This window comes from Chryseobacterium sp. Chry.R1 (assembly GCF_039645525.1).
Classification (GTDB): domain Bacteria; phylum Bacteroidota; class Bacteroidia; order Flavobacteriales; family Weeksellaceae; genus Chryseobacterium; species Chryseobacterium proteolyticum.
On sequence record NZ_CP151793.1, the window covers coordinates 2,825,565 to 2,846,860 of the forward strand.

At 36.4% G+C, this 21,296-nt stretch carries 16 protein-coding genes and 1 tRNA gene; 9 read left to right on the forward strand and 8 right to left on the reverse strand.

What is annotated here, in order from left to right; translation table 11 throughout:
- Window positions 1-100: 100 nt before the first annotated feature.
- The 3 genes from AAEU33_RS12775 to AAEU33_RS12785 form a co-directional block, all read right to left on the reverse strand.
- Complete coding sequence (locus AAEU33_RS12775) at window positions 101-712, reverse strand: DapH/DapD/GlmU-related protein (protein WP_345987902.1); 612 nt, start codon at window positions 710-712, stop codon at window positions 101-103.
- Window positions 713-833: 121 nt separating this feature from the next.
- Window positions 834-1,544: a glycosyltransferase gene (locus AAEU33_RS12780; RefSeq protein ID WP_345987904.1), complete on the reverse strand. Its 711-nt coding sequence runs from the start codon at window positions 1,542-1,544 to the stop codon at window positions 834-836.
- A 246-nt stretch (window positions 1,545-1,790) separates the two neighbouring features.
- The gene (locus AAEU33_RS12785; protein WP_273648300.1) at window positions 1,791-2,525 is read right to left on the reverse strand and encodes a DNA-formamidopyrimidine glycosylase family protein; all 735 of its coding nucleotides are present in this window, start codon (window positions 2,523-2,525) and stop codon (window positions 1,791-1,793) included.
- A gap of 70 nt (window positions 2,526-2,595) precedes the next feature.
- Here AAEU33_RS12785 and AAEU33_RS12790 point away from each other — a divergent pair, with 70 nt between their 5' ends.
- Complete coding sequence (locus AAEU33_RS12790) at window positions 2,596-3,951, forward strand: deoxyguanosinetriphosphate triphosphohydrolase (protein WP_172279687.1); 1,356 nt, start codon at window positions 2,596-2,598, stop codon at window positions 3,949-3,951.
- A 77-nt stretch (window positions 3,952-4,028) separates the two neighbouring features.
- Entirely contained in the window at window positions 4,029-4,961 is a 933-nt protein-coding gene (locus AAEU33_RS12795) for an SPFH domain-containing protein (protein WP_172278786.1), read from the forward strand.
- 47 nt (window positions 4,962-5,008) lie between these two features.
- Here the strand turns inward: AAEU33_RS12795 and AAEU33_RS12800 are convergent, their stop codons facing one another.
- Window positions 5,009-5,356 carry a DUF4377 domain-containing protein gene (locus AAEU33_RS12800; protein WP_345987906.1) on the reverse strand — a complete coding sequence of 116 codons (348 nt, stop codon included), beginning with the start codon at window positions 5,354-5,356 and terminating at the stop codon, window positions 5,009-5,011.
- A gap of 150 nt (window positions 5,357-5,506) precedes the next feature.
- On the opposite strand from AAEU33_RS12800, the gene AAEU33_RS12805 reads away from it, so the two are divergent.
- Entirely contained in the window at window positions 5,507-7,528 is a 2,022-nt protein-coding gene (locus tag AAEU33_RS12805; RefSeq protein WP_345987907.1) for a hypothetical protein, read from the forward strand.
- 105 nt (window positions 7,529-7,633) lie between these two features.
- On the opposite strand, the gene AAEU33_RS12810 is transcribed toward AAEU33_RS12805, so the two are convergent.
- Window positions 7,634-7,948, reverse strand: a complete 315-nt coding sequence (locus AAEU33_RS12810; protein WP_172278780.1) for a DUF962 domain-containing protein — start codon at window positions 7,946-7,948, stop codon at window positions 7,634-7,636.
- A 274-nt stretch (window positions 7,949-8,222) separates the two neighbouring features.
- Window positions 8,223-9,905, reverse strand: coding sequence for an amino acid permease (locus AAEU33_RS12815; protein ID WP_345987909.1), 1,683 nt, complete (start codon window positions 9,903-9,905; stop codon window positions 8,223-8,225).
- 176 nt (window positions 9,906-10,081) lie between these two features.
- Here AAEU33_RS12815 and AAEU33_RS12820 point away from each other — a divergent pair, with 176 nt between their 5' ends.
- The 4 genes from AAEU33_RS12820 (at window position 10,082) to AAEU33_RS12835 (ending at window position 15,932) form a co-directional block, all read left to right on the forward strand.
- Window positions 10,082-13,045 carry a tetratricopeptide repeat protein gene (locus AAEU33_RS12820; protein WP_345987911.1) on the forward strand — a complete coding sequence of 988 codons (2,964 nt, stop codon included), beginning with the start codon at window positions 10,082-10,084 and terminating at the stop codon, window positions 13,043-13,045.
- Window positions 13,046-13,118: 73 nt separating this feature from the next.
- Complete coding sequence (locus AAEU33_RS12825) at window positions 13,119-14,885, forward strand: TonB-dependent receptor (protein ID WP_306612673.1); 1,767 nt, start codon at window positions 13,119-13,121, stop codon at window positions 14,883-14,885.
- 71 nt (window positions 14,886-14,956) lie between these two features.
- Window positions 14,957-15,028 (forward strand) — tRNA-Arg (locus tag AAEU33_RS12830).
- 490 nt (window positions 15,029-15,518) lie between these two features.
- The gene (locus tag AAEU33_RS12835) at window positions 15,519-15,932 is read left to right on the forward strand and encodes an SDR family NAD(P)-dependent oxidoreductase (protein WP_345987913.1); all 414 of its coding nucleotides are present in this window, start codon (window positions 15,519-15,521) and stop codon (window positions 15,930-15,932) included.
- Window positions 15,933-16,022: 90 nt separating this feature from the next.
- Here AAEU33_RS12835 and AAEU33_RS12840 read toward each other — a convergent pair whose 3' ends face one another.
- Both AAEU33_RS12840 and AAEU33_RS12845 read right to left on the reverse strand, forming a co-directional pair.
- Complete coding sequence (locus AAEU33_RS12840; RefSeq protein WP_345987915.1) at window positions 16,023-17,393, reverse strand: T9SS type A sorting domain-containing protein; 1,371 nt, start codon at window positions 17,391-17,393, stop codon at window positions 16,023-16,025.
- A 243-nt stretch (window positions 17,394-17,636) separates the two neighbouring features.
- Window positions 17,637-17,996 (reverse strand): prevent-host-death protein, encoded by a 360-nt coding sequence (locus AAEU33_RS12845; RefSeq protein ID WP_345987916.1) that lies wholly within the window; start codon window positions 17,994-17,996, stop codon window positions 17,637-17,639.
- Window positions 17,997-18,367: 371 nt separating this feature from the next.
- Here AAEU33_RS12845 and gndA point away from each other — a divergent pair, with 371 nt between their 5' ends.
- Together gndA and zwf are read left to right on the forward strand one after the other, a co-directional pair.
- Complete coding sequence (gndA, locus tag AAEU33_RS12850) at window positions 18,368-19,786, forward strand: NADP-dependent phosphogluconate dehydrogenase (RefSeq protein WP_345987918.1); 1,419 nt, start codon at window positions 18,368-18,370, stop codon at window positions 19,784-19,786.
- Window positions 19,787-19,796: 10 nt separating this feature from the next.
- Window positions 19,797-21,278, forward strand: coding sequence for a glucose-6-phosphate dehydrogenase (zwf, locus tag AAEU33_RS12855; protein WP_172278766.1), 1,482 nt, complete (start codon window positions 19,797-19,799; stop codon window positions 21,276-21,278).
- Window positions 21,279-21,296: the final 18 nt, after the last annotated feature.

The window sequence follows — 21,296 nt, forward strand, 5'->3', positions numbered from 1 at the left end:
ACATAGGGTTATGTAATTTCGCTTTTGCAGATTATAAAGTTTCTTTTATTTGCAATGATTTGGGTAGTGAAAGAAAGACTAAGAAGAAAAGAATTAATTTTTACTGATCAGCCTTTACCTGTTCGATAAGTTCCAGCCTTCTGACAATACTCTCTTTAGGTAATATAGTTCCAGGAGATAATACGGCATTCGCTCCGATCCGTGAATCATCACCTACGAGAGAGCCCAACTTATAAGTCTGGGTTCTGATGATCTCATTATTAAAAAGAACCGAAATCTCTTTATCTTTTCTTTCATTATAATGATTTGCACAGATGGAACCTGCTTCAAAATTAATCCGGTTTCCGATAATGCTGTTTCCTATATAATTAAAATGAGCAATGGCAGTATCATTATATATGATGCTTTGTTTGATTTCACATCCGGGACCGATTTTGGAATTTTTTCCTACAAAAACAGGACCTCTGAGATATGCATTGGCTCCAACAAAAGAGTTTTCTCCGATGATGATCCTGTCTTTGAAAATAACATTTTGCTCTATTGTAGCCGTTTTGTGAATAGCAATATTACCCGAAATTTCATATTCATCAGTCAGTTGATTGAATTTTTCTGCCAGAAGATCATCCAGATGGTTGATAACTTCCCAGGGAAAAAGATGGGTGTTGGCGGTGAAATCAAAAAACTCATCAATAAAATCGTTGATATTAATCATAGGAAACTCTTGTATTTAACCGTTATTGGCGGATCACAAAATTAAAATTTATGTTTGTGATTTTAAAATATTTCCAATGAAATGATCACTAATTTTTTGTGAAATAGAATGCCGTTAATAATTAAATGATAAATTCCATCAAAGTATGGATGACAAGAAGCAATGTTACCTGATTTTGTTTAATGATATCCTGGGTTGTTTGTTTTAGCTTCCAGTGTTCTGCTTTTTTTTCATACAGGAAGAATTTTCCCAGCTTATATTTGAATTGTAGATAACCTCTGAACTCAATTCCAGGAAATAATCTATAGGAGATATTTGAATTTTCTTTCAAACTCTGGCTGATTGCTTCGCTATAAACCGTTGGGCGAGTAGTAGCATGGATATTGTGGGGATATCGGTGGGTTTCGATATTGTCCAGCATAAGGTCCAGAGTCTTTTTTAGGAAAGGGTGATTTTTATTGAATATCAGTGCCCATTGAACAAACAAGCCATCATGTCTTTCTCTGCTTATTACAGCATCATCATCATCTTTAATGAGATCCCTTAAAGGTCTTGTGATGGCACTGTCTACATCAAGATAGATTCCTCCTTTTTTATATAAAACAGCATATCTGAAAAAATCAGCTTTTGCCGCGCCAATGGTTAGCTTATTGTAATTTTCAATATACTGGGGAGGAAATTCCTCCGTGATGAATTTTTGGATATCGTTATCATCATAGAAATGATATTGGTATTCCGGATTTTTTCTCTTCATTCGCCAAATGTGCCATTGAGTAATTAATGGTAATTTTTTAGACTTGAATGTTTGAAAAATCTGTTTTGGAATGGACATAATTAAATAATTAACAAGTTTTGATAATGCACAATAGTTCACCTGACCACCATTATTTTGGCGGCAATTCAATATTTAATGTGAAAAAATTTGCTGTGTTGGGAGTTGGATAATGATTTACCCACTAAGTTAAATGAGATGCACTAAAATTTTAATTATTTATTTTAGGACTTCGCAAATGGAAAAGGCTTTTATTTGAAGACAGAATGTCGGTTTTGTTGTAGTTTCGAAATTAAAGTTTTGGGATTAATACAGTTTTTGATCTTTTTCGCAATAGAAGCTACGCCTCTTACCTAGACCAGTTTGCTTTTTTATAAGTTTACGTCCACACTTCGGACAGGTGCTTTTGGTGTGAACCAGCCAGTGCTTTTTCAGCACGAATTCCTTTTTCCATTGTAAAAATTCAAAACTGTAATTCCGGGCTTCATGAATAAGTTCTTTACGTTTTCTGGGAGGAAGGTTTCCGATAAGGCTTTCAGGCTGAACTCCGATTCTGAAAAGAACTTCGTTTTTGATAATATTCCCGACTCCTGAAAAAATATCCTGATTCATCAAAGCATCACAAACCATCATTTGTGGATTCGCTTTTAGTTTCTTTTCTGCTTTCTTAGGATCCCATTGGTCACTCATAACATCGGCTTCCCAATCTATGGTGGACAGGAATTCTGAATCCACCATTTTTACAGAACAGGTATAAAAATACATGCTTCCCGTTTTGAAGGCTAACGCTAAACGTAAGCTTTTGTCCGGCTTTGTTTGTTCGTTAATTTCATAAGAACCGAACATCAACAAATGAATACGCACACTTACTGTATCAAAAACAAGATAGGTTTGCTTTCCGAAAGTTCTTATTTCAAGAAGAGTTTTTCCTACAAGTGGCTCTTTTTCAAATTGAGCATTTCCCCAGGCTTTGGTAACTTTTTTTCCTGTAAATCCCTGGAGATTCTCTTTCATAATGAGTATAGACGGACCTTCTGGCATAGCTTTAATTTTCTATAAAAATTCAAATAGTATTCCGTAAAAGTAAAATTTGAAGTAATTTTGAAAAATGATGAATTTAAATCAGATTTTCACCAATCAACGTACGGGAAATAATCCACATACTATAGCGTCCAGAACAGATTTTCAGAGGGATTTTGATAGAATTATCTTTTCGGCAGCCTTTAGGAGATTACAAAATAAAACACAGGTATTTCCACTTCCGGGAAGTGTCTTTGTTCATAACCGTCTCACCCACTCATTAGAAGTTTCATCAGTTGGAAGAAGTTTGGGGAGTATCATAGGAGAGTTTATTTCTGAAAGTTTCAGTCATGATCTTTCAGAAGAGTCTAAGAATTTTTATCTGCACAATTTAGGTAATGTAATAGCAGCAGCATGTTTATGTCATGATGTGGGAAATCCGGCATTCGGACATTCCGGAGAAGATGCTATTGCCAGCTACTTTGAAAGAAATGAAAAAGATCTGAAACCAAAATTTTCTGAAAAAGAATGGGCGGATCTGGTGAATTTTGAGGGAAATGCCAATGCGATCAGGGTTTTGGCTCATCAGCAGCAAGGCAAGGATGAAGGAGGAGTTCAGCTTACTCTAACTACCCTGGCAAGTATTGCCAAGTACCCTTGTGAGGCAATTGCAAGACAAAAAGGAATCATCCATCGGAAAAAATTCGGTTTTTTCCAGAATGAAAAGGAAACTTTTTTGGAAATCGCAGAAAAAACAAACCTGATCTGCGAAAGCAACGAGCCGCATATTTTTAAAAGACACCCATTTGTATGGCTTGTGGAAGCTGCAGATGATATTTGCTATAACATTATTGATATGGAGGATGCCCATCGTCTGGGGATTGTCTCTACCTCGGATTGTGAAAACCTATTCTTTGAACTGATTAAATCTGAGAATCAGGATGTCAGAAGAGTAGAACAGAAGTTGGCTTCTATTTCGAATGACAATGAAAGGATCTCCTATCTGCGGGCAAAAGTTATTAATGCTCTGATCAATAAATCAATTGAAACCTATAAAGAGAACTTTGAAGATATTCTTCGTGGGAACCTGGATAAAGCGTTGCTGGATATTTATAAATCCAATAACAAAACATTGCAGGATATCGAAAGCTTCTCGATCGAAAAGATATACAACCATAAAGCTGTTGTAGAAATTGAAAACGCAGGGTATAATGTTATGTACGAATTGCTGGATCATTTCATTCCTTCCGTTTTAAAATCAAAAGAAGAAAGAAAATCATATGATAAAATGGCTTTAAAACTTCTTCCTAACCAGTTTTTATATGATAGTGGAACAGAATACCAGAAGGTATTGGGAGTGATCGATTTTGTTTCGGGAATGACCGATAATTATGCCACTGATCTCTACCGAAAGATCAAAGGAATCGACATCGGCATGACCATGTAATTATAATTGATTTTTTTGTTAAAAAAAATATAACAAAACCGTATCTTATACGACCTATCAATTAAAATTATTAAACTATGACATATTTAGGCATTATTGTTTTTATAGGGCTTGTAACCCTCTTTGCTTCTTTTTTTACGGTAAAACAGGAAACTGCAGCTATTGTAGAACGTTTAGGAAAATTCCATTCTGTGCGCCATGCGGGTTTGCAGCTTAAAATACCATATTTAGACAGGATTTCTAAAAGAATGAATCTTAGAATTCAGCAACTGGACGTTATGATCGATACCAAGACTTTGGATAATGTTTTCGTGAAAATGAAAATTTCCGTTCAGTTTCAGGTGATCAGGACACAGGTTGCCGACGCATTTTACCGTTTGGAAAGTCCACACGACCAGATCACCTCATACGTTTTTGATGTGGTACGCGCTGAGGTTCCGAAGTTAAAGCTGGATGATGTTTTCTTAAAGAAAGATGATATTGCAATTGCTGTAAAAGCAGAGCTCCAGGAAGCAATGCAAAGCTACGGATATGATATTATCAAAGCTCTTGTAACGGATATTGATCCGGATGAACAGGTAAAACATGCGATGAACAGGATCAACGCGGCTGAAAGAGAAAAAACAGCTGCCGAATATGAGTCCGAAGCACAAAGAATCAGGATTGTAGCTGTTGCAAAAGCAGAGGCAGAATCAAAAAAATTACAGGGTCAGGGGATTGCTGATCAAAGGAGAGAAATAGCAAAAGGTCTTGAGGAATCTGTAAGAATGCTGAACAATGTGGATATCAATTCCCATGAAGCATCTGCTCTGATTGTAGTGACGCAGCATTATGATACACTCCATTCTGTGGGGGCTAGCAGCAGAAGTAATCTTGTGTTGTTACCTAATTCTCCTACAGCAGCGAGTGGAATGCTGAATGATCTTGTTGTTGCTATGACTACAGCTAATACAGTGGGAGAGGCAACCAAGGGAAAATACCCGCAACCTCCAAAAGATCATGAACATTAGAATATAAGTCAACTATACAAAAATGCCTCCCTTTAAGGAGGCATTTTTTATTTTTTAGTTTTGGAAACTTGTTGGATCAGTGTGTATTTTATAGAAGATCCGTCTGCAGGAGGGTTCTCTATTTTTTCAGTCTTTACCTTCAAAACATATTCGTATCCTGGTTCAAAGGTAAATCCTTCAATATTGCTATAAAAATTCGTCCAGCTTTCTGAAGCATTTTCTTTTACCTGAAGACATTTCATAGGTGCCACTCCCGTACAATCAGCAGTCTGAGGCCCAACAATAAAAGTCTTTTCATTTCCGTTGGAAACTTTTGCAGAAGTTGTACATTGTGTTAATACAGCCAAAGCTAATACGGGAAGCGCTCCTCTTACAATCGTCATCATATTTTTCATAAATCTAAATTTTAAAACTTACTGGCAATTATTGTGCCGAAAGAATGTATGCAACAGTCGTAGTTCTACTCTTGCTTTTTATGTATTTATTATTTAATTTACGCTCTGTTAATTATTTTAACCAAAACATTTTAAATAGCAAATAATAATATGGATAATCAAATTCACATTGAAAATTACAAAATTCAAAAACCTGAGTCGTGGGCGGGAAGTGTAGACGATCAACAGCTTATTGAAAAGATAAGAGAATCGGATTTCTCTAATAAACAAATTAATGAAGGGCGGGATTATTGCTATTTTCTGGACAAGATTTATTACACGAGCAATTCGGAAAGCAATGAGTATGTATGCATGGCTTACACTCTTAATGAACCTTCCAATCTGGAGAGGGCTTCAGTAATGGATGTAGTGGTCGAAGAAAATGAAGTTTACCATATTCATAGAATCAGTGTATTACGAGAAGGCGTTTTGATCGATAAAATACCAGATACAAAAATTAAGGTTTTGGATAGTGAAAATCAAAGCAGCGGAGGTATCTTAAGCAGTAATAAGAAGATTAATATTACAATAAAAGATCTGAGGCTTTATGATATTCTGATCCTTGAAGATTCAAGGGTAAAGGCTTTTACCGATCGGGATTTTTTAAGGAAGGAATTTTCTAAATACGTATGGGTAAGCCCTGATAATTATTGGGCTTACGGAAGTTATCAGTTCACTTTTGTTAATGAACGTGAAGAGCCGGTTGCCTATAAAAAAGTATTTTTCAGAGATGAGCAGGGAAATGTTTTAAAACCTGAAACTCATCATCTGAAGAAAGGGGAGCGTTTTGTGATCCGGGAAGAAAATTACATCAATCCTGTAGATGCCAGCCGTGAGATTTTTCCTTTCATTGATTTTGCAACAGAAAGCAACTGGAAAGATCTTTCCAATTATATCGCTCCTATATATGAAGAGATCTATAATAAGTCATTATTAAAAGATTTTGCTCCAAAACTTGTCGAAAAACTGGATGCAATTAGTAATCAGGACGAGAAACTCCAGTTTGCCATTGAATACGTTCAGAATAATATCTATTATATATTCAATGCTGATGAAATGAATGGTCACAAGCCTCAGGAACCGTCAGTAACTTACGAGAATAAACAAGGGGACTGTAAGGCGAAATGTGTTTTGCTGAAAGTTGTTTTGGATTATATTGGGGTCGATTCATCCGTTGTTTTGGTTAATTATCATACGGATTATTATATCAAATATTATTTGCCTTCGTTGCTTTCATTCAATCATGTGGTTGTGAAAATCAATTATAAAGGAGAGGAATATTTCATAGATGCTACAATCCGTGATGAGTTCGGGATGATTGAAAACAGGGGCTTTATTTATTTTATGCACTATCTGGAAGTGAATCGAGATCAGGAATTACAGCAGAGAAAACCATTCCGCTATCCATACTATTGTATAGATGAAAAAGTAGAGTTCAATGCAGAAAATAAGACCGGAAAATTAAAACTAACAACGGTATACAAAGGCAACAGGGCTAACGCTATGAGAAGGTATTTTAAAAATACCAATAAAAGAGAGGTGATAGACAGCTGGAATAATTTCCTGTTTTACAGCCTGAATTATTCCAATGACAGAAACGGAATGGATGTAAGGAATATTTTTAAGGACGCTTCAATAGAAATTATAAGTGATGACAAAAAGCTGAACGAATTCAAGATCGAATATCAGGCAACCGTTGAAAATCCTTATTATGTAGATCCGCAAAACAACCGGTTTTTAATGTATTTTGACCGGAATGTAATCAAAGCCAGTGCCAGGGATTTCCTCCATAAAGATTTGCCTTTCTGGCACAATTTTGATACGGAAAAATATGAGATCAATCTGTATACGGATCAGAAAATAGATACGGAGGAAAAATATACGGTTCAGGAAAGTACAATCAATAACCCTTATTTTGACTATACAAGCCGTAAGAAGATCACCAAAAACGGAGCAACTGTTTTCATCGACTATAAACCTTTGGTCAATCTTGAAATCCCGCAAGAAGAATTTGAAACATTCAGGGCTGCACATCACACAGTTGCTGATAGCAATTTCGGACTTGGAATTGATATTATCGAACCGGGACTGATGAACCAGTTGAAGTTTAGTTTTAAAAAGAGGTTTAAATAGAGAAAAGTAATGGTTGAAAACTAAAAGTTTGAATCAGCCCGGTTTTGCAAAGCAAAACCCGGGCTGATTATTTATTATACGTTTGAGATAGTGCATGAAATGCGACTATTTTGTGATAAACTTTTGTTTCCCGATCAGAAGTTCAAAAAATAAGCGGAAATCTGAAATTAATGACCATATGGGATATTTGAAAGTTGCCGGTTTATTTCTTTCAATCAATGCGTGACTGAACCAGGCAAAACCATATCCAAAAATAGGAATGTACCATAAGAACCTTTCCTTTCCTGAACTGATAACGTAAGCAATAACTAAAAATACCAGAAGGGTTCCCAGAAAATGAAAAATACGGGTTCCGGTTTTACTGTGCTCGGTAAGATAAAACTGATAAAATTCTTTGTATGTTTTTATTCTTTCAGACATGGTATAATGGTTTTTAAGTTTCCAAAAATCTAAAGCAATAAGTTCGCCAATTTTGGTGAGAAATCAAATCGCTGATTTATGAATGGTGAAACTGCCCTGAACGTGATTTAATTTTAAAATTTCACAATTGAAAATACAGGAATGCTGAATAGACTTCAGGTCTGATCAATCACTAGCATTTAAGAGTAAAATAAAAGGCAAAACTGCGGAATCGCAACTTTGCCTTTTAGTATTTTTTGCGATTTAGCCATTGAGCCTTTTCGCTTATTTGTAATTAGTCTCTGGAAGATTCCTTTCCCAGCTTACTGTTTTTATATCCGTAGCAAAAATAGATCACTAAACCTATAGCGAACCATAATCCGAACCAGAACCAGTTTTCATGGCTCATTCCAGTAAGAAGGTAAAGACATGAGCTTAACCCTATCAAAGGAATTAAGGAGAAATTTTTAACAAAAGTAAAGAAACAAAGGATCAGATTAATAATAATGAACACAAAGATTGAAGCCCTGAATTCACCTTCTTTAGGATCATTCCAATCCATGAGGTTGTGGAAGAACTGAGGCTGCCACATATAAAAACCTACTAATCCACCAATAAATATTACGGGGAATATAATTTTCCCGTTAATATAAGGAAGGTGGAATCTGCCCTTGATCTTTTCCTTTGCCGGAAGCATTAAAACTCCTGCACAAACAAGAACGAATGCAAAAATGGTCCCTATACTGGTAAAATCAAGAATGAATGTCTTGTCCGTAAAGAGGATAGGAACTCCTACGGCAATACCTGTAACAATCGTTGCAAATGATGGTGTTTTGTATTTAGGATGTACCGTTTTGAATTTTTCAGGCATCAATCCGTCGCGGCTCATCGCATACCAGATTCTTGGTTGTCCCATCTGGAAAACTAGTAATACGGTAGTAATGGCAACGATAGCAACAAAGGAAACGACAAGTTCCATCCACGCTACATTGGCATTGGATTTTTCAAAGATGAACGAAAGAGGATCGCCGATACCATCAAATTTTCTATAATCTACCATTCCCGTCAGGACTAATGTTAAAGCAATGTAAATCACTGTACAAAGAACCAGGGAAATGATCATTCCTTTCGGTAAAGTTTTTTGAGGATCTTTCGTTTCCTCAGAAAGAACACTTAAGGCATCAAAACCAATGTAGGCAAAGAAAACTCCGGAAACAGCACTCATAACCCCTGCAAAGCCATTTGGCATAAACGATGGAGTTTGTGTTTCGGGGCTTATCGGAGTCCAGTTATCGGTATTGATATAAGAAAACCCTACAAGGATTACTAAAACAATTACTGCCAGTTTTAAAATAACCAATGAATTATTGAAATTTTTACTTTCCTTTACTCCCACATAGCAGAGCCATGTTATAAGACCATTGATCACAAGGGCAGGAACATCAACGATGAACTTTAAGCTTCCTATTAATGGGGCAGATTTCCAGGCGTTGAGTAACTCCTTATTTTCTGAACCGCTGAGGAATGCTTTTTGGGCTTCCGTATAGCTGCACGTAAGATAATCAGGAATATGCATACCCAGACGTCCCAGGAAACTTGTAAAATAATCGGACCATGAAAAAGCTACGTAGATATTTCCGAAAGAATACTCCATGATCAATGCCCAACCAATGATCCATGCAATTAATTCTCCGAAACTTGCGTAAGCATATGTGTAAGCAGAACCTGCTGTAGGAATTCTGCTGGCAAATTCAGCGTAACAAAGCGCTGTAAAGCCACAAGCAAAACCACAAATTAAATATAAAAGAATAACTCCGGGGCCCCCTCTGAAAACAGCTTCGCCCAAACTGCTAAAACTCCCTGCTCCAATAATGGCTGCAATACCAAAAAAAACGATGTCCCAAACACCTAAAACTCTTAAAAGACTGGTAGATGTATCTGTTTCTGAATAGTTTTTCCTCCTGAAAAGTTGATTCATTCAATATTTATATTTGAAGTTGAAAAAAAACAAATGTAATGATAATTATAAAAGTATGTTAAAAAATAGCTAAATTTTCTATATTTTTCCATAAACTCCCGCCCGGGATTTGCCTAAGCAATAAGTTTTCAATACTTTCGTTGATATAATAGACTAATTTTTTTATTCCATAAAGAATGAAATCAAAAAAAATACTTTTAGCGGCTGCTGTGATCTATTTCGGAATCTCCGATGCTCAACAGTCTCAATACTTTACACAGAAAGAAAATTACAGATTCAATCTAGCTGAAAATCTTTACCAAACCAAAATATACAACGCTTCTCAATACGAATATGCCCGACAATATTTTTACAATCAAAATCTGTCGAGATCCAGGAAAGAAGCAGCCCAGTTTTTTGATAATGTGATCGGAGTTATTCTTCAGAAAAATCATGCTGAAGAAGGTTTAACGGCCTTTATCAAAGAATATCCGCATTCAGCATATTTTGCTCAGGCTAATTTACCTCTGGCGGATTATTATCTGGCTAAAAAAGATTTTGATAAAGCGCTGGAGACTTTGAAAAATGTGAATCAGTATCAGCTTTCAAAAGAAGAAAATACTCAGTATATCCTGAAATTAGGATATGCAAAATTCATGACCGGAGATTCTAAAGGAGCAATAGATGCGCTGGAAGAAGCCTATAAATCGGCTGATGAATCTCAAAAAGGGGATATTGCTTATATGCTGGGACATTTGTATTACTCAAACAGGCAGAATGATAAAGCATTCCAGTATTTTGATTCTGTAAAAGATCAGCCTAAATATTCAAAGCTGGTTCGTCCTTATTACGTTCAGATGTACTACAATGACAAGGACTATGATAAAGCAATTTCTGAAGGAAATCTTTTATTGAATGAGAATATTTCTGATTCCTATAAAGCAGAAGTTCATAAAATCATTGGGGAAAGTTATTTCATGAAGAATGATTATGCTGCTTCATATCCGCACCTGAAGGATTACCTGAGTGTTCAGCAAAGTCCTTCTGAGAACGATTTGTATGAAATGGGATTTGTAGCTGCTCAGCTGAAGAAATATGATGAAGCGGTTTCTTATTACAATCAATTGCTGAACAGCAACTCTGCATTGGCTCAAAATGCTTATTACCAGTTAGGGAATGCTTATCTGGCAGTAGATAAAAAACAGGAAGCATTGTCTGCATTCCGATCGTCTTACCAGATGAATTATGATGCAAAAGTAAAGAAGCTGGCGCATGAGCAATACGCAAAATTAAGCTACGATATCGGAAACCCTTTTGAAAGTCCTTCAGGAGTTATCCAGAGTTACATCAATGAAAACCAGAATGCAGATAATGCTTCAGAGATGAGGTCTTTGCTGGTGAAATCCTATTTGTATTCAGGGAATTACAAGGAAACATTAAATGCAATCGACAGGTTGCAAAGCTCTTCTCCTGAAATTGATAAAGTAGATCAGGAGGTTTCTTACCTGTTGGGAACAGAGGAGTTCAACAAAGGAAATTATGATGAGGCAGAAAAATATTTCTTAAGAAGCCTTGCGTTCAATATCAATAAAGAATTCAACAGCAGGGCACTTTACTGGCTGGCTCAGACTTACTATCAGAAAGGAAATTATCCATCAGCAATTGTGCGTTATGAAAAATTACTGACCGCTACCTTTCCAGAGAAGCAACAGCTGCCTTATGATCTTGGATATGCCTATTTCAAATCCAAAAAATTTGATCAGGCCCAAACCTACTTTAAACAATACCTTACCAACCCTAAACCGGAATTTAAAAATGATGCGGAACTTCGTTTGGCAGATATCCATTATGCAAATAATGAGCTGAATGATGCAATCGCTATCTATGATAAAAATGAGGATTCTACGGACTATACCTTATACCAGAAGGGGATGGCTTTAGGATTTAAAGGGGATACGCAGGCTAAAATTAATACGCTAAAATCCCTTCTGTCCAAATATCCGCAATCCGATTATTACGATGATTCTCAATATGAGATCGGAACAGCATATGCGGCACAGGATGACTTTACAAACTCTAATGATTATTTTACAAAAGTAATTAAAACCTCTTCAGATAAAGACCTTGTTGCTAACGCATCTATTTACAGGGCACAAAATTATATTGATCAGAACCAGAACGATAAAGCGATTGCTGAGCTGAAATCGCTGGGAGAACAGTATAAGAATACGGCATACGCCCAGAAAATTGTTCAGGCGGCTAAACCTGTATTTACTAAAAATGGAGATGTTGCAGGGTACGAAAGTTTTGCAAAAAATATTGGGGTTAATGTAGATGCCTCGGAGATCGATGAGATCAACCTTTCTACAGGAAAACAATATTTCTCGAAAAAAGACTATAAGAATGCCATTTCTTATTATGAGAAATACCTTACACAAAATCCTACGGGAGAAGGACTTTTCCAGGCTAAATATGAACTGGGAGAAAGTTATTATCAAACGAATAATACAACAAAAGCGTTATTGGTGCTTCAGGAAGTTGCTAATGTTCAAAATGATTACCAGGATGATGCACAAACCCGTTTAGCCCAGATTTATGTGTCGCAGGGGAACAGTGCAGAAGCTAAAAAATATTTAGAGAATATTAAAAACTCTTCGGATATCAATATTAAAAACTACGCGAATGTGGAATTAATGAAGATGTATGCTGAGGAGAAAAACTTCTCTCAGGCTGAAAAGCTGGCCAATGATGTTATTGCTAATACTAAAAACTCTGCTGCTGTTATTGAGACGGCAAAAGTAATCAAGGCAAGAAGCCTCATGAACTCTTCGAAAGATAAAGATGCCCAGGCAGCTTACGCTTCTCTTGAAAAATCCTCCAATACTGAGGTGGCAGCAGAAGCATTATATGCAAAAGCATTTTACCAGAACAAAGGAAAAGCATTCAAATCTTCCAACGAAACCATCTTCAAGCTGGCTAATAACTATTCTTCTGAGGAGTATTGGGGAGCTAAAGCATTGGTGCTGATGGCGAAAAACTATATTGGTTTAAAAGATAATTACCAGGCAAGTTATACTTGTGATCAGATCATTGCGAACTACAAGGACTTCCCGGAAATTGTTAATGAAGCTAAGGAAGTGAAAAAACAGATCAAAAAATAAAGAAAATGTACGGTCGTATCGACGGGTATTATTTCATTAATACATGCCGTAGATACATAAATACAAAGCAATAATGAACAAGAAAATTCAAATATTATCCATATTATTTTTAGGGGTTTCGCAGATTGCGTTTTCCCAGATCAAGGAAGAAAGGCTGATTCTTAATAAAAAAAGAGAACCGGAAGTTAAAAAGATCGAAAAGAAAAAGACTTCAATAGAAACTATTAAGAACTATCCGCCTGAAGAGAAATCTCAGAATCCTGTACAATACAGGATTACAGATGTTCCTGCTGTTTCAGACTTTAAAACTTCCACAATTCAGGGTCAGGATGTAACGCCGAAATTTGAAGGATCTGCTCAAAATAATTATCTGCAATTTGGGATGGGGAATTTCGGAAAGATATTAGGAGATGCCAATATTTCCAAAACCCTTGATAATAAGCTTGAAGTAGGGGCTGATGTGCATTTTCTGTCAACATTGGGACTGAAAAGAGAATATGCATGGGATTCCAAACAGAGTTCTGCCACTATAGGGGCTTTCTTAAACTCCTATGGAGAAAAAGGAAAATTCAATTTGAACGCCCAATATGGATTGGATAACAACAGGTATTACGGAATCTATGCTCTGGAACCTGCAGCAGATGTGGATCTGACGCAGAGGGTAAACCAATTTAAAGTGAACGGATACTATGATTTCTATTCAAATGAGATCTTAAATGATGTAAGGGTTAAATCCTCTTTTTTAAAGGATCATTTTGACGCTCAGGAAAACCAGGCATCCGTTTTGGTGAATTTATCAAAACATGGTGTAGAATTGTCTAAAAATGACATTCTCATGAATGCTGATTTGGGAGTAGGATTGGAAACCGTTAAAACCGATTTCGAAATCAGGGATAAAAATTCATCCAATTATTTCAACGCTACTTTAGATCCGAAAGTTACTTTCACTAAGGGAGAGTCTTATTTAATGGTGGGTTCTTCATTTGCATTTCTGAATGGTAAAAATTCAAGTGCCATTATGGAGCAGGTTAAAAACAATAAAAGCTACTGGTTTCCAAAAGCTGAATTCCAGGTGGCTGCTTCAAAAGAATTCAAATTCTATGGAGGGGTAGACGGAGGTTTAAAACTAAACACTTACAGTGACCTTTTGCAGCAAAATCCATTTATCCTTTCCGATCAGATGTTGAAGCCTACAGAAACCAAATATCATTTTTATGCAGGTTTAAGAGGGGATATTGATGAAACAATCAAGTATGATTTCTCAGCTGGTTTTGGAAAAATGAGAGATATCCTTTTCTTTAAGGCTAATGATCTTTTCAATAATGATTTTACATTAAACCGTTCTGCATATAATTTTGCGAATACATTCTCTGCTATTTACGATGACGGTAATGTAAGCGATATCAAAGGAAGCATTCAGTATTTTCCTCTGGCAAATCTTGTTTTAGATGCTGAATTGAGATTCACAAAGTATAATTTGAAGAATTACGATAATATTTATAACGTTCCTTTATTTAATGCCAGCATTGGTGCGAAATATTCAATGCTTGATAAAAAGTTATTGCTAGGGTTCAAGGGAATTTTTGCAAGTGACAGAACGACAAACTCTTACTCTATCGAGGGAGTGGCAAATCCTGCTATGATGTATCAGTCTACAGAGAACACTAATGATAAAGTTGGTGGTTATGCAGATTTAAATCTTTCCGCAGAGTATAAATTTCACAAAAATTTCAGTATTTTTGCAACCGGAAATAATCTTCTGAACTCAAACTACCAAACCTACAAAGGATATAAAGTATTGGGAGCCCAGATTTTGGGTGGTGTAAAGATTACTTTCTAGTAGTACTTTAAAGAATAGGAGTAAGAAGGTTTAATTCCTTCTGATCTTGTTACTTCAATCTATTACGGATCGGCTGCATAGTTTAATGGATAGAACTTCGGATTTCGGCTCCGACAGTGAGGGTTCGAATCCTTCTGCGGTCACAAAAAAAAGGCAACTATTTGATAGTTGTCTTTTTTTTATAAATGTAAAATCTCTTTATCAACTCTTATGTTTAATCTGTTGTGTTTGATATTTTAGTCTATTTAAAATAAACATTCTGGAAGTGCTACAAATACTGTAGATAAAGTTTGCATAATACTCAATAATGGCTCTGCTCAACTTGCAGCCAACAAAATCTTATGTTATAATTTTTTTCCATCATATTTTAGTTTTTTGTGGTTATATGGTATTCTTTGGACAGTCTATCATAAGGGATATTTTAATAACAATTAATCATCACTCACTAAATAATTGTAATAAGATTATAATTATTAAACCGAATCAATTACAATCTTTTATCACTGAATATAATAGAGTATATGGCAATTGAGCAATCAGTAACATGTTCAATAATTCGCACTTAATATTGGCGTGTCCTGCTGCTTATTTTCAAATCATAAATTCTTTAAACACCAAATAAATCGTATTGATATGGAAAGTAAAATAACAAGGAGAGATGCTATCGGAAAAATAGCTGCAACTGTTGCAGTGGCAGCCGTTGCTCCCGGTGCTTTAGCGCAGTCACAAAGCACTACTACAAGAAAAACGAATGCGAAGGAGCTTACGGATCCCCGGAACAAATATCCCAAGCCGCCTTTTAATAAGCAATCGCAACCTTTTCCCGGATTGGCAAACAAAATGACACCGGTACCCGATCATGGAGAGAAGAGCTACGTAGGTTCTGGAAGATTAGAAGGAATAAAAGCACTGATCACCGGCGGTGATTCAGGCATTGGTCGGGCTGCAGCTATTTCTTATGCAAGAGAAGGAGCGGATGTAGCAATTAATTATCTGCCTGCAGAAGAGGAAGACGCGAAGCAGGTGATCAATAGTGGGTTGGGATAAAATTTTTGCTAATAATGTTTAAAAGTTGATGTTTGTAATCATAACAAAAGGCCTCTTAAGAGGCCTTTTTTATATTAAATGACATTGATTTTATTCTTTCATCACTTTTTGCGATAAGGAAGTGCCGTCTGCAAATTGGATATTCAGCATATAGATTCCTTTTGTCAGTGCTGAGACATTGATCTTTTGGGATGAGGCGGTTAGAATGATCCTCCCTGTCATATCAAATAAAGTACATAATTTGATCTTTTTCTCTGTTTTTATATTGAGCTCGTCTTTTACAGGATTTGGATATATGCCGGAATTTAGAATTGAGGTTTCTTTGATACTCAGTTCTCCTGCATCGTAATACCTGGCAAAAATGCCATTAGATGCCGATAAACTGTATCCTACAATTATTTTTTTATTGTCCGGGCTAATAACAAGATCAACATTATAGTTAACCCCTCCTGCTGAGAACCCCGGTGTACCTATAGTTACCCAATTGTTGTTATCGAATTTTTTAACGGTAGTTTTCATATTGTTAGTACCGTCTGCATAAGCTATGTAAGGAATGCCATCCGGTGCTATGGCAAGGTTGGTAAAAATGGCTGTGCCTGCGGAAAATTGTGCCGGACCTACTGTTTCCCAACTGGTACCGTTAAATTTCATAACAGTTGTTTTTTCACTGTCATTGAAATCTGAATAGCCAATATAAGGAGTACCATTAGGTGCGATTACAAGACTTACATACATGGCACTGAGATCTACCGAGAATCCGGATATTCCTACCGTCTCCCAGCTGTTACCATTAAATTTTTTCACGGTTGCTCTGCCTCCGCTAACAATGTCTCTGTACCCTGCATATAGAGTTCCATTCTGTGCTACAGCAAGATTGACATATTGGGCATCTCCAGCTGAAAAACCTAATGTTCCCACTGTTTCCCAAATCGTTCCGTTAAACTTCATTACAGTAGCTTTTTTATTGTTATTATTATCTGAATATCCTACGTATGGTGTTCCATCAGGGGCAATAACTAAACTGATAAAAATGGGACCACTGCTCGTAAATCCTTGTATTCCTACTGTTTCCCAGCTGATACCATTGAATTTTTTTACCGTCAATTTACTACCATTCGCATAATCCTGATAGGCAATATACGGAGTGTCATCCGGGGCTGTAGTGAGATCTATCTGAGATATAATGCCATCCGAAAATCCTTCTGTTCCTACGGTTTCCCAATTGGTACCATTAAACTTCTTTACAGTGGCTTTACTATTGTTCACATAATCTCTGTATCCAAAATATAGGGTACCATTTGGTGCCATCGTAAGGCTGGTAACGTCAGAAGTTCCGAACGAAGGTTGGCTGGAGTCATCGGGACCCAGGGGCTGCCAGGTATTATTTTGACCGAATAAAAAAATAGAAAGGGAGAATAAATAAAGAAAGATAATCTGTCTAAAGAATAATTGTTGTTTCATTTTAGTTAAAAGTTTGCTTTAAATATACATAAAAAGCGGTATAGAAAATTAAAATGAAATAGCAAGTCTTCATCATTCCACAGCATATAAGGCTAGCTTTTCCCTTGATGAATACGTAAAGGAATAGTTGTCCGACAATTCAGTATTGCCTGAGCCTAATAAATCCGATAGGTATAACCATAGGAATACCTCTTACAGATTTAGAATAATGTGCAATAAAAATTATTGTAAGAATACAAAAAATTAGTTGAGATCGTAATTTGCAATTACCAGACTAAGGATAAAGTGAACGTAATCCTGTTCAGCATCTTTTCTGTTGATCAGTTTATTTTTATATTCATAAGAATTTAGTTTCTGAGATAACTTCTGATAATCATCAAAAGTATCTCCCTTGATTTTTACCCTCATATTCCCATCTCTTTTCTGGATGATATTATCATCCAAAGTTCTCACCTTGAATAAAACTTCACACAATTTCGGCCGAGCATTCATTGATCCAGCATACCTCTCAACTATATTGATCTTAAAAGAATCAAACATAATTGTATTAAAAACAATGTTAGAGTTAGGCTCCTGCGTATTAAGCGCAAGTTTGTAGTTCATGAATTTAAATTTTGGCAAATATATGATTTAATTACACAAAATAGTATTCATTTTTCAATAGATTATTTTCATAATTATCAGGTCCTAGTCAAGCAGGAGAGGAGAAATGCGAAATAATTTTATATTTATTCACGTTATACTGAAATAAATAGACTGTTATTCAATAGTAGGGATCGTATATCTGTAAAATTTCGAATAAAGGTGAATTTTTTTCCTTTTTAAAAATCGGAAGATTATCCGTAAAAATTTGTTTTAAACTATCTTCTTATAAATGAGGAAGATGAAAAAAGTCAGGGAATTTTTCTATTCTTTTATTTTTTTCCTCATAGGCTTTGCGTAAATTTATTCTTTGTATAATAAATACCAATACAATGGAAGGATATAGTTATGGGATGGTCGGCCTTGGTGTAATGGGGAGAAATCTTCTTTACAATATTGCTGATAACGGTTTTTCAATCGCAGGATTTGACCTTGATGTAGCGAAAGTAAAAGAATTAGAGGCTGAGGCCACTTCAGAAATGAAAATAAAAGGGATAAGTTCTCTGGAAGATTTTGTTTCCGCATTGGAAAGTCCGAGGAAAATTATTCTTATGGTGCCGGCGGGCAAGCCTGTAGATGCAGTTCTTGAAAGCCTGACTCCGCTTTTAAGTAAAGGCGATATCGTTATTGATGCAGGAAATTCTTATTTTGAAGATACCAACAGACGTATTGCCGATTTGGCCTCAAAAAATCTGCATTTTATGGGGATGGGGGTTTCCGGCGGTGAAAAAGGTGCACGATTTGGACCGAGTATAATGCCAGGAGGAGATTTGGAAGCATTTCGTCTTCTTCAGCCTATGTTGGAGGCCATTTCTGCAAAAGTGGATAATGAAGCCTGTACCGCATATATGGGGAAAGGATCAGCAGGAAATTATGTGAAAATGGTTCATAATGGGATTGAATATGCCATTATGCAACTGATCAGTGAGGCCTATGACCTGCTAAAAAGAGGAGCTAAGCTTAACAATGATGAGCTATATCAGGTTTTTAAAGAGTGGAATAGCGGCGAGATGAACTCATTTTTAACAGAGATCACCCGGGATATTTTTCAACAGAAAGATTCTTTAACCGATGGATACCTGTTGGATCAGATTTTAGATAAAGCAGGGGCAAAAGGAACAGGAAAATGGACTTCTGAGCAAGCCATGGAAATCGGAGTTTCCATTCCGACGATTGATATTGCTGTTACTTCAAGAATATTATCAGCATATAAAGAAGAGAGGGTTCGCGCTTCTAAACTGTATTCAGACCGCGAAATAACAAATCCGGAAGATACTAAAGCATTTATTAAAGAAGTAGGAGATGCACTTTATCTGGCTACCCTGATCAGTTATGCGCAGGGACTGGCTTTACTGGTTAAAGCATCTGAGGAATATGGTTTTGAAATTCCGTTAAAAGATGTTGTAAAAATCTGGAGAGGAGGTTGTATTATTCGTTCCGTGCTGTTAGAGAAATTTTATCTGGCGTACACCCAAGACCCTCATTTATCCAATATCTTACTTGATAAGGATATTTCAGTTATTGTTAAAGAAAAAATAAGCTCATTAAGAAAAACAGCGACTTATGCTGCCTCTAATGGAATTCCAAGCTTAGGGCTGCAGACTGCTTTAGGTTATTTTGATGCCTATACCACAGCATCTCTTCCTGTAAATCTTATCCAGGCTCAGCGTGATTACTTTGGAGCACATACCTATCAGCGAACCGACAGAGAAGGAGTTTTTCATACTTCTTGGCAAAGTCTAAATCAATAAATTCGGAAAAATGAATGAAAATAAAATCTTGCAGCCAACAACCATTATAATTTTTGGTGCTACAGGAGACCTGGCAAAAAGAAAACTTTTTCCGGCTTTTTATAACTTGTATATCGATGGCAGAATGCCAAAAGGCTTTAATATTGTTGCACTAGGAAGAGCAGACAATACTGATGAATATTTCAGGAGCTATATTAAAGAAAATCTGGAGCGTTTTTCCAGAAAAAAAGTGACTTCTGAGGACTGGGCAGGCTTTCAGGCACATATTACCTATTTTCAGCATCAGCTGGATGAAGAAAGTTCATACCTGTCGTTGTATGAGAAGCTGGAGGCTTTTGATAAAGTGTACGGTGTACGGGCCAACAGATTGTTTTACTTATCAATAGGACCTAATTTCATAGCTACCATTTCAAACCATATTAAAAATACAGCTTTAGCCGGTGATGCTAAAAAAGACCGCATCATTATCGAAAAACCTTTTGGCTATAATAAACAATCGGCAATAGAGCTTAATAGTCTTCTGGCACAGACATTTGAAGAAGAACAGATCTATCGTATCGATCATTATTTAGGAAAAGAAACCGTTCAGAATATATTGGCATTCAGATTTGGGAATTCTATTTTTGAACCTTTATGGGATCATAAATATATAGAATCTGTGCAGATCACTGTTGCCGAGGAAGTGGGGGTAGAGACGCGTGGAGCTTTCTATGAGCAAACCGGAGCATTACGGGATATGGTTCAGAACCATTTATTGCAAATCCTTTGTATGGTTGCTATGGAACCGCCTGCATCCCTTGAATCCGGGGAGATTAGAGACCGGAAAGTAGATGTTCTGAAAGCAATCCGTAGAATTTCTCCGGACCAGGTCGATCATTATGCGGTGAGGGGCCAATATGGAAAGAATATTATAGACGGTGTAGAAATAAAGGGATACCGCCAGGAAGATGGGATTGCTAAGGATTCCAACACAGAGACTTTTGCGGCTGTAAAATTCTACCTTGATAATGAAAGGTGGCAGAATGTTCCTTTTTATGTCCGTACCGGGAAAAAAATGAAAGAAAAGCATTCTTATATTACGATCCAGTTTAAACCTTTGCCGCATTCAACGTTCTCGGATAGTCCCCATCTTTTATCAGCAAACAGGCTCATCATCAATATTCAGCCGCTAATGGATATCAGACTTCAGTTTATGACCAAAAAACCAGGGCTTTCGCTGGTCCTAAAACCGGTAGAAATGATCTTTGATAACTTTGTCTGTCAGGAGGATACCCCAGAAGCCTACGAAACTTTATTATTGGATGCGCTTATCGGGGACCTTACCTTATTTATGCGTTCCGATCAGGTAGAAGAAGCCTGGGATGTAGTTACTACTATACAGGAAGCGTGGGAAAATAATAAAGATGCCTCTTTCCCTAATTATAAAGCGGGGAGCTGGGGACCGGATGACAGTATTTCATTGGTTGAAAGACAGGGGCATAGCTGGGTGTAGCAAGTATTAATTTAAAAA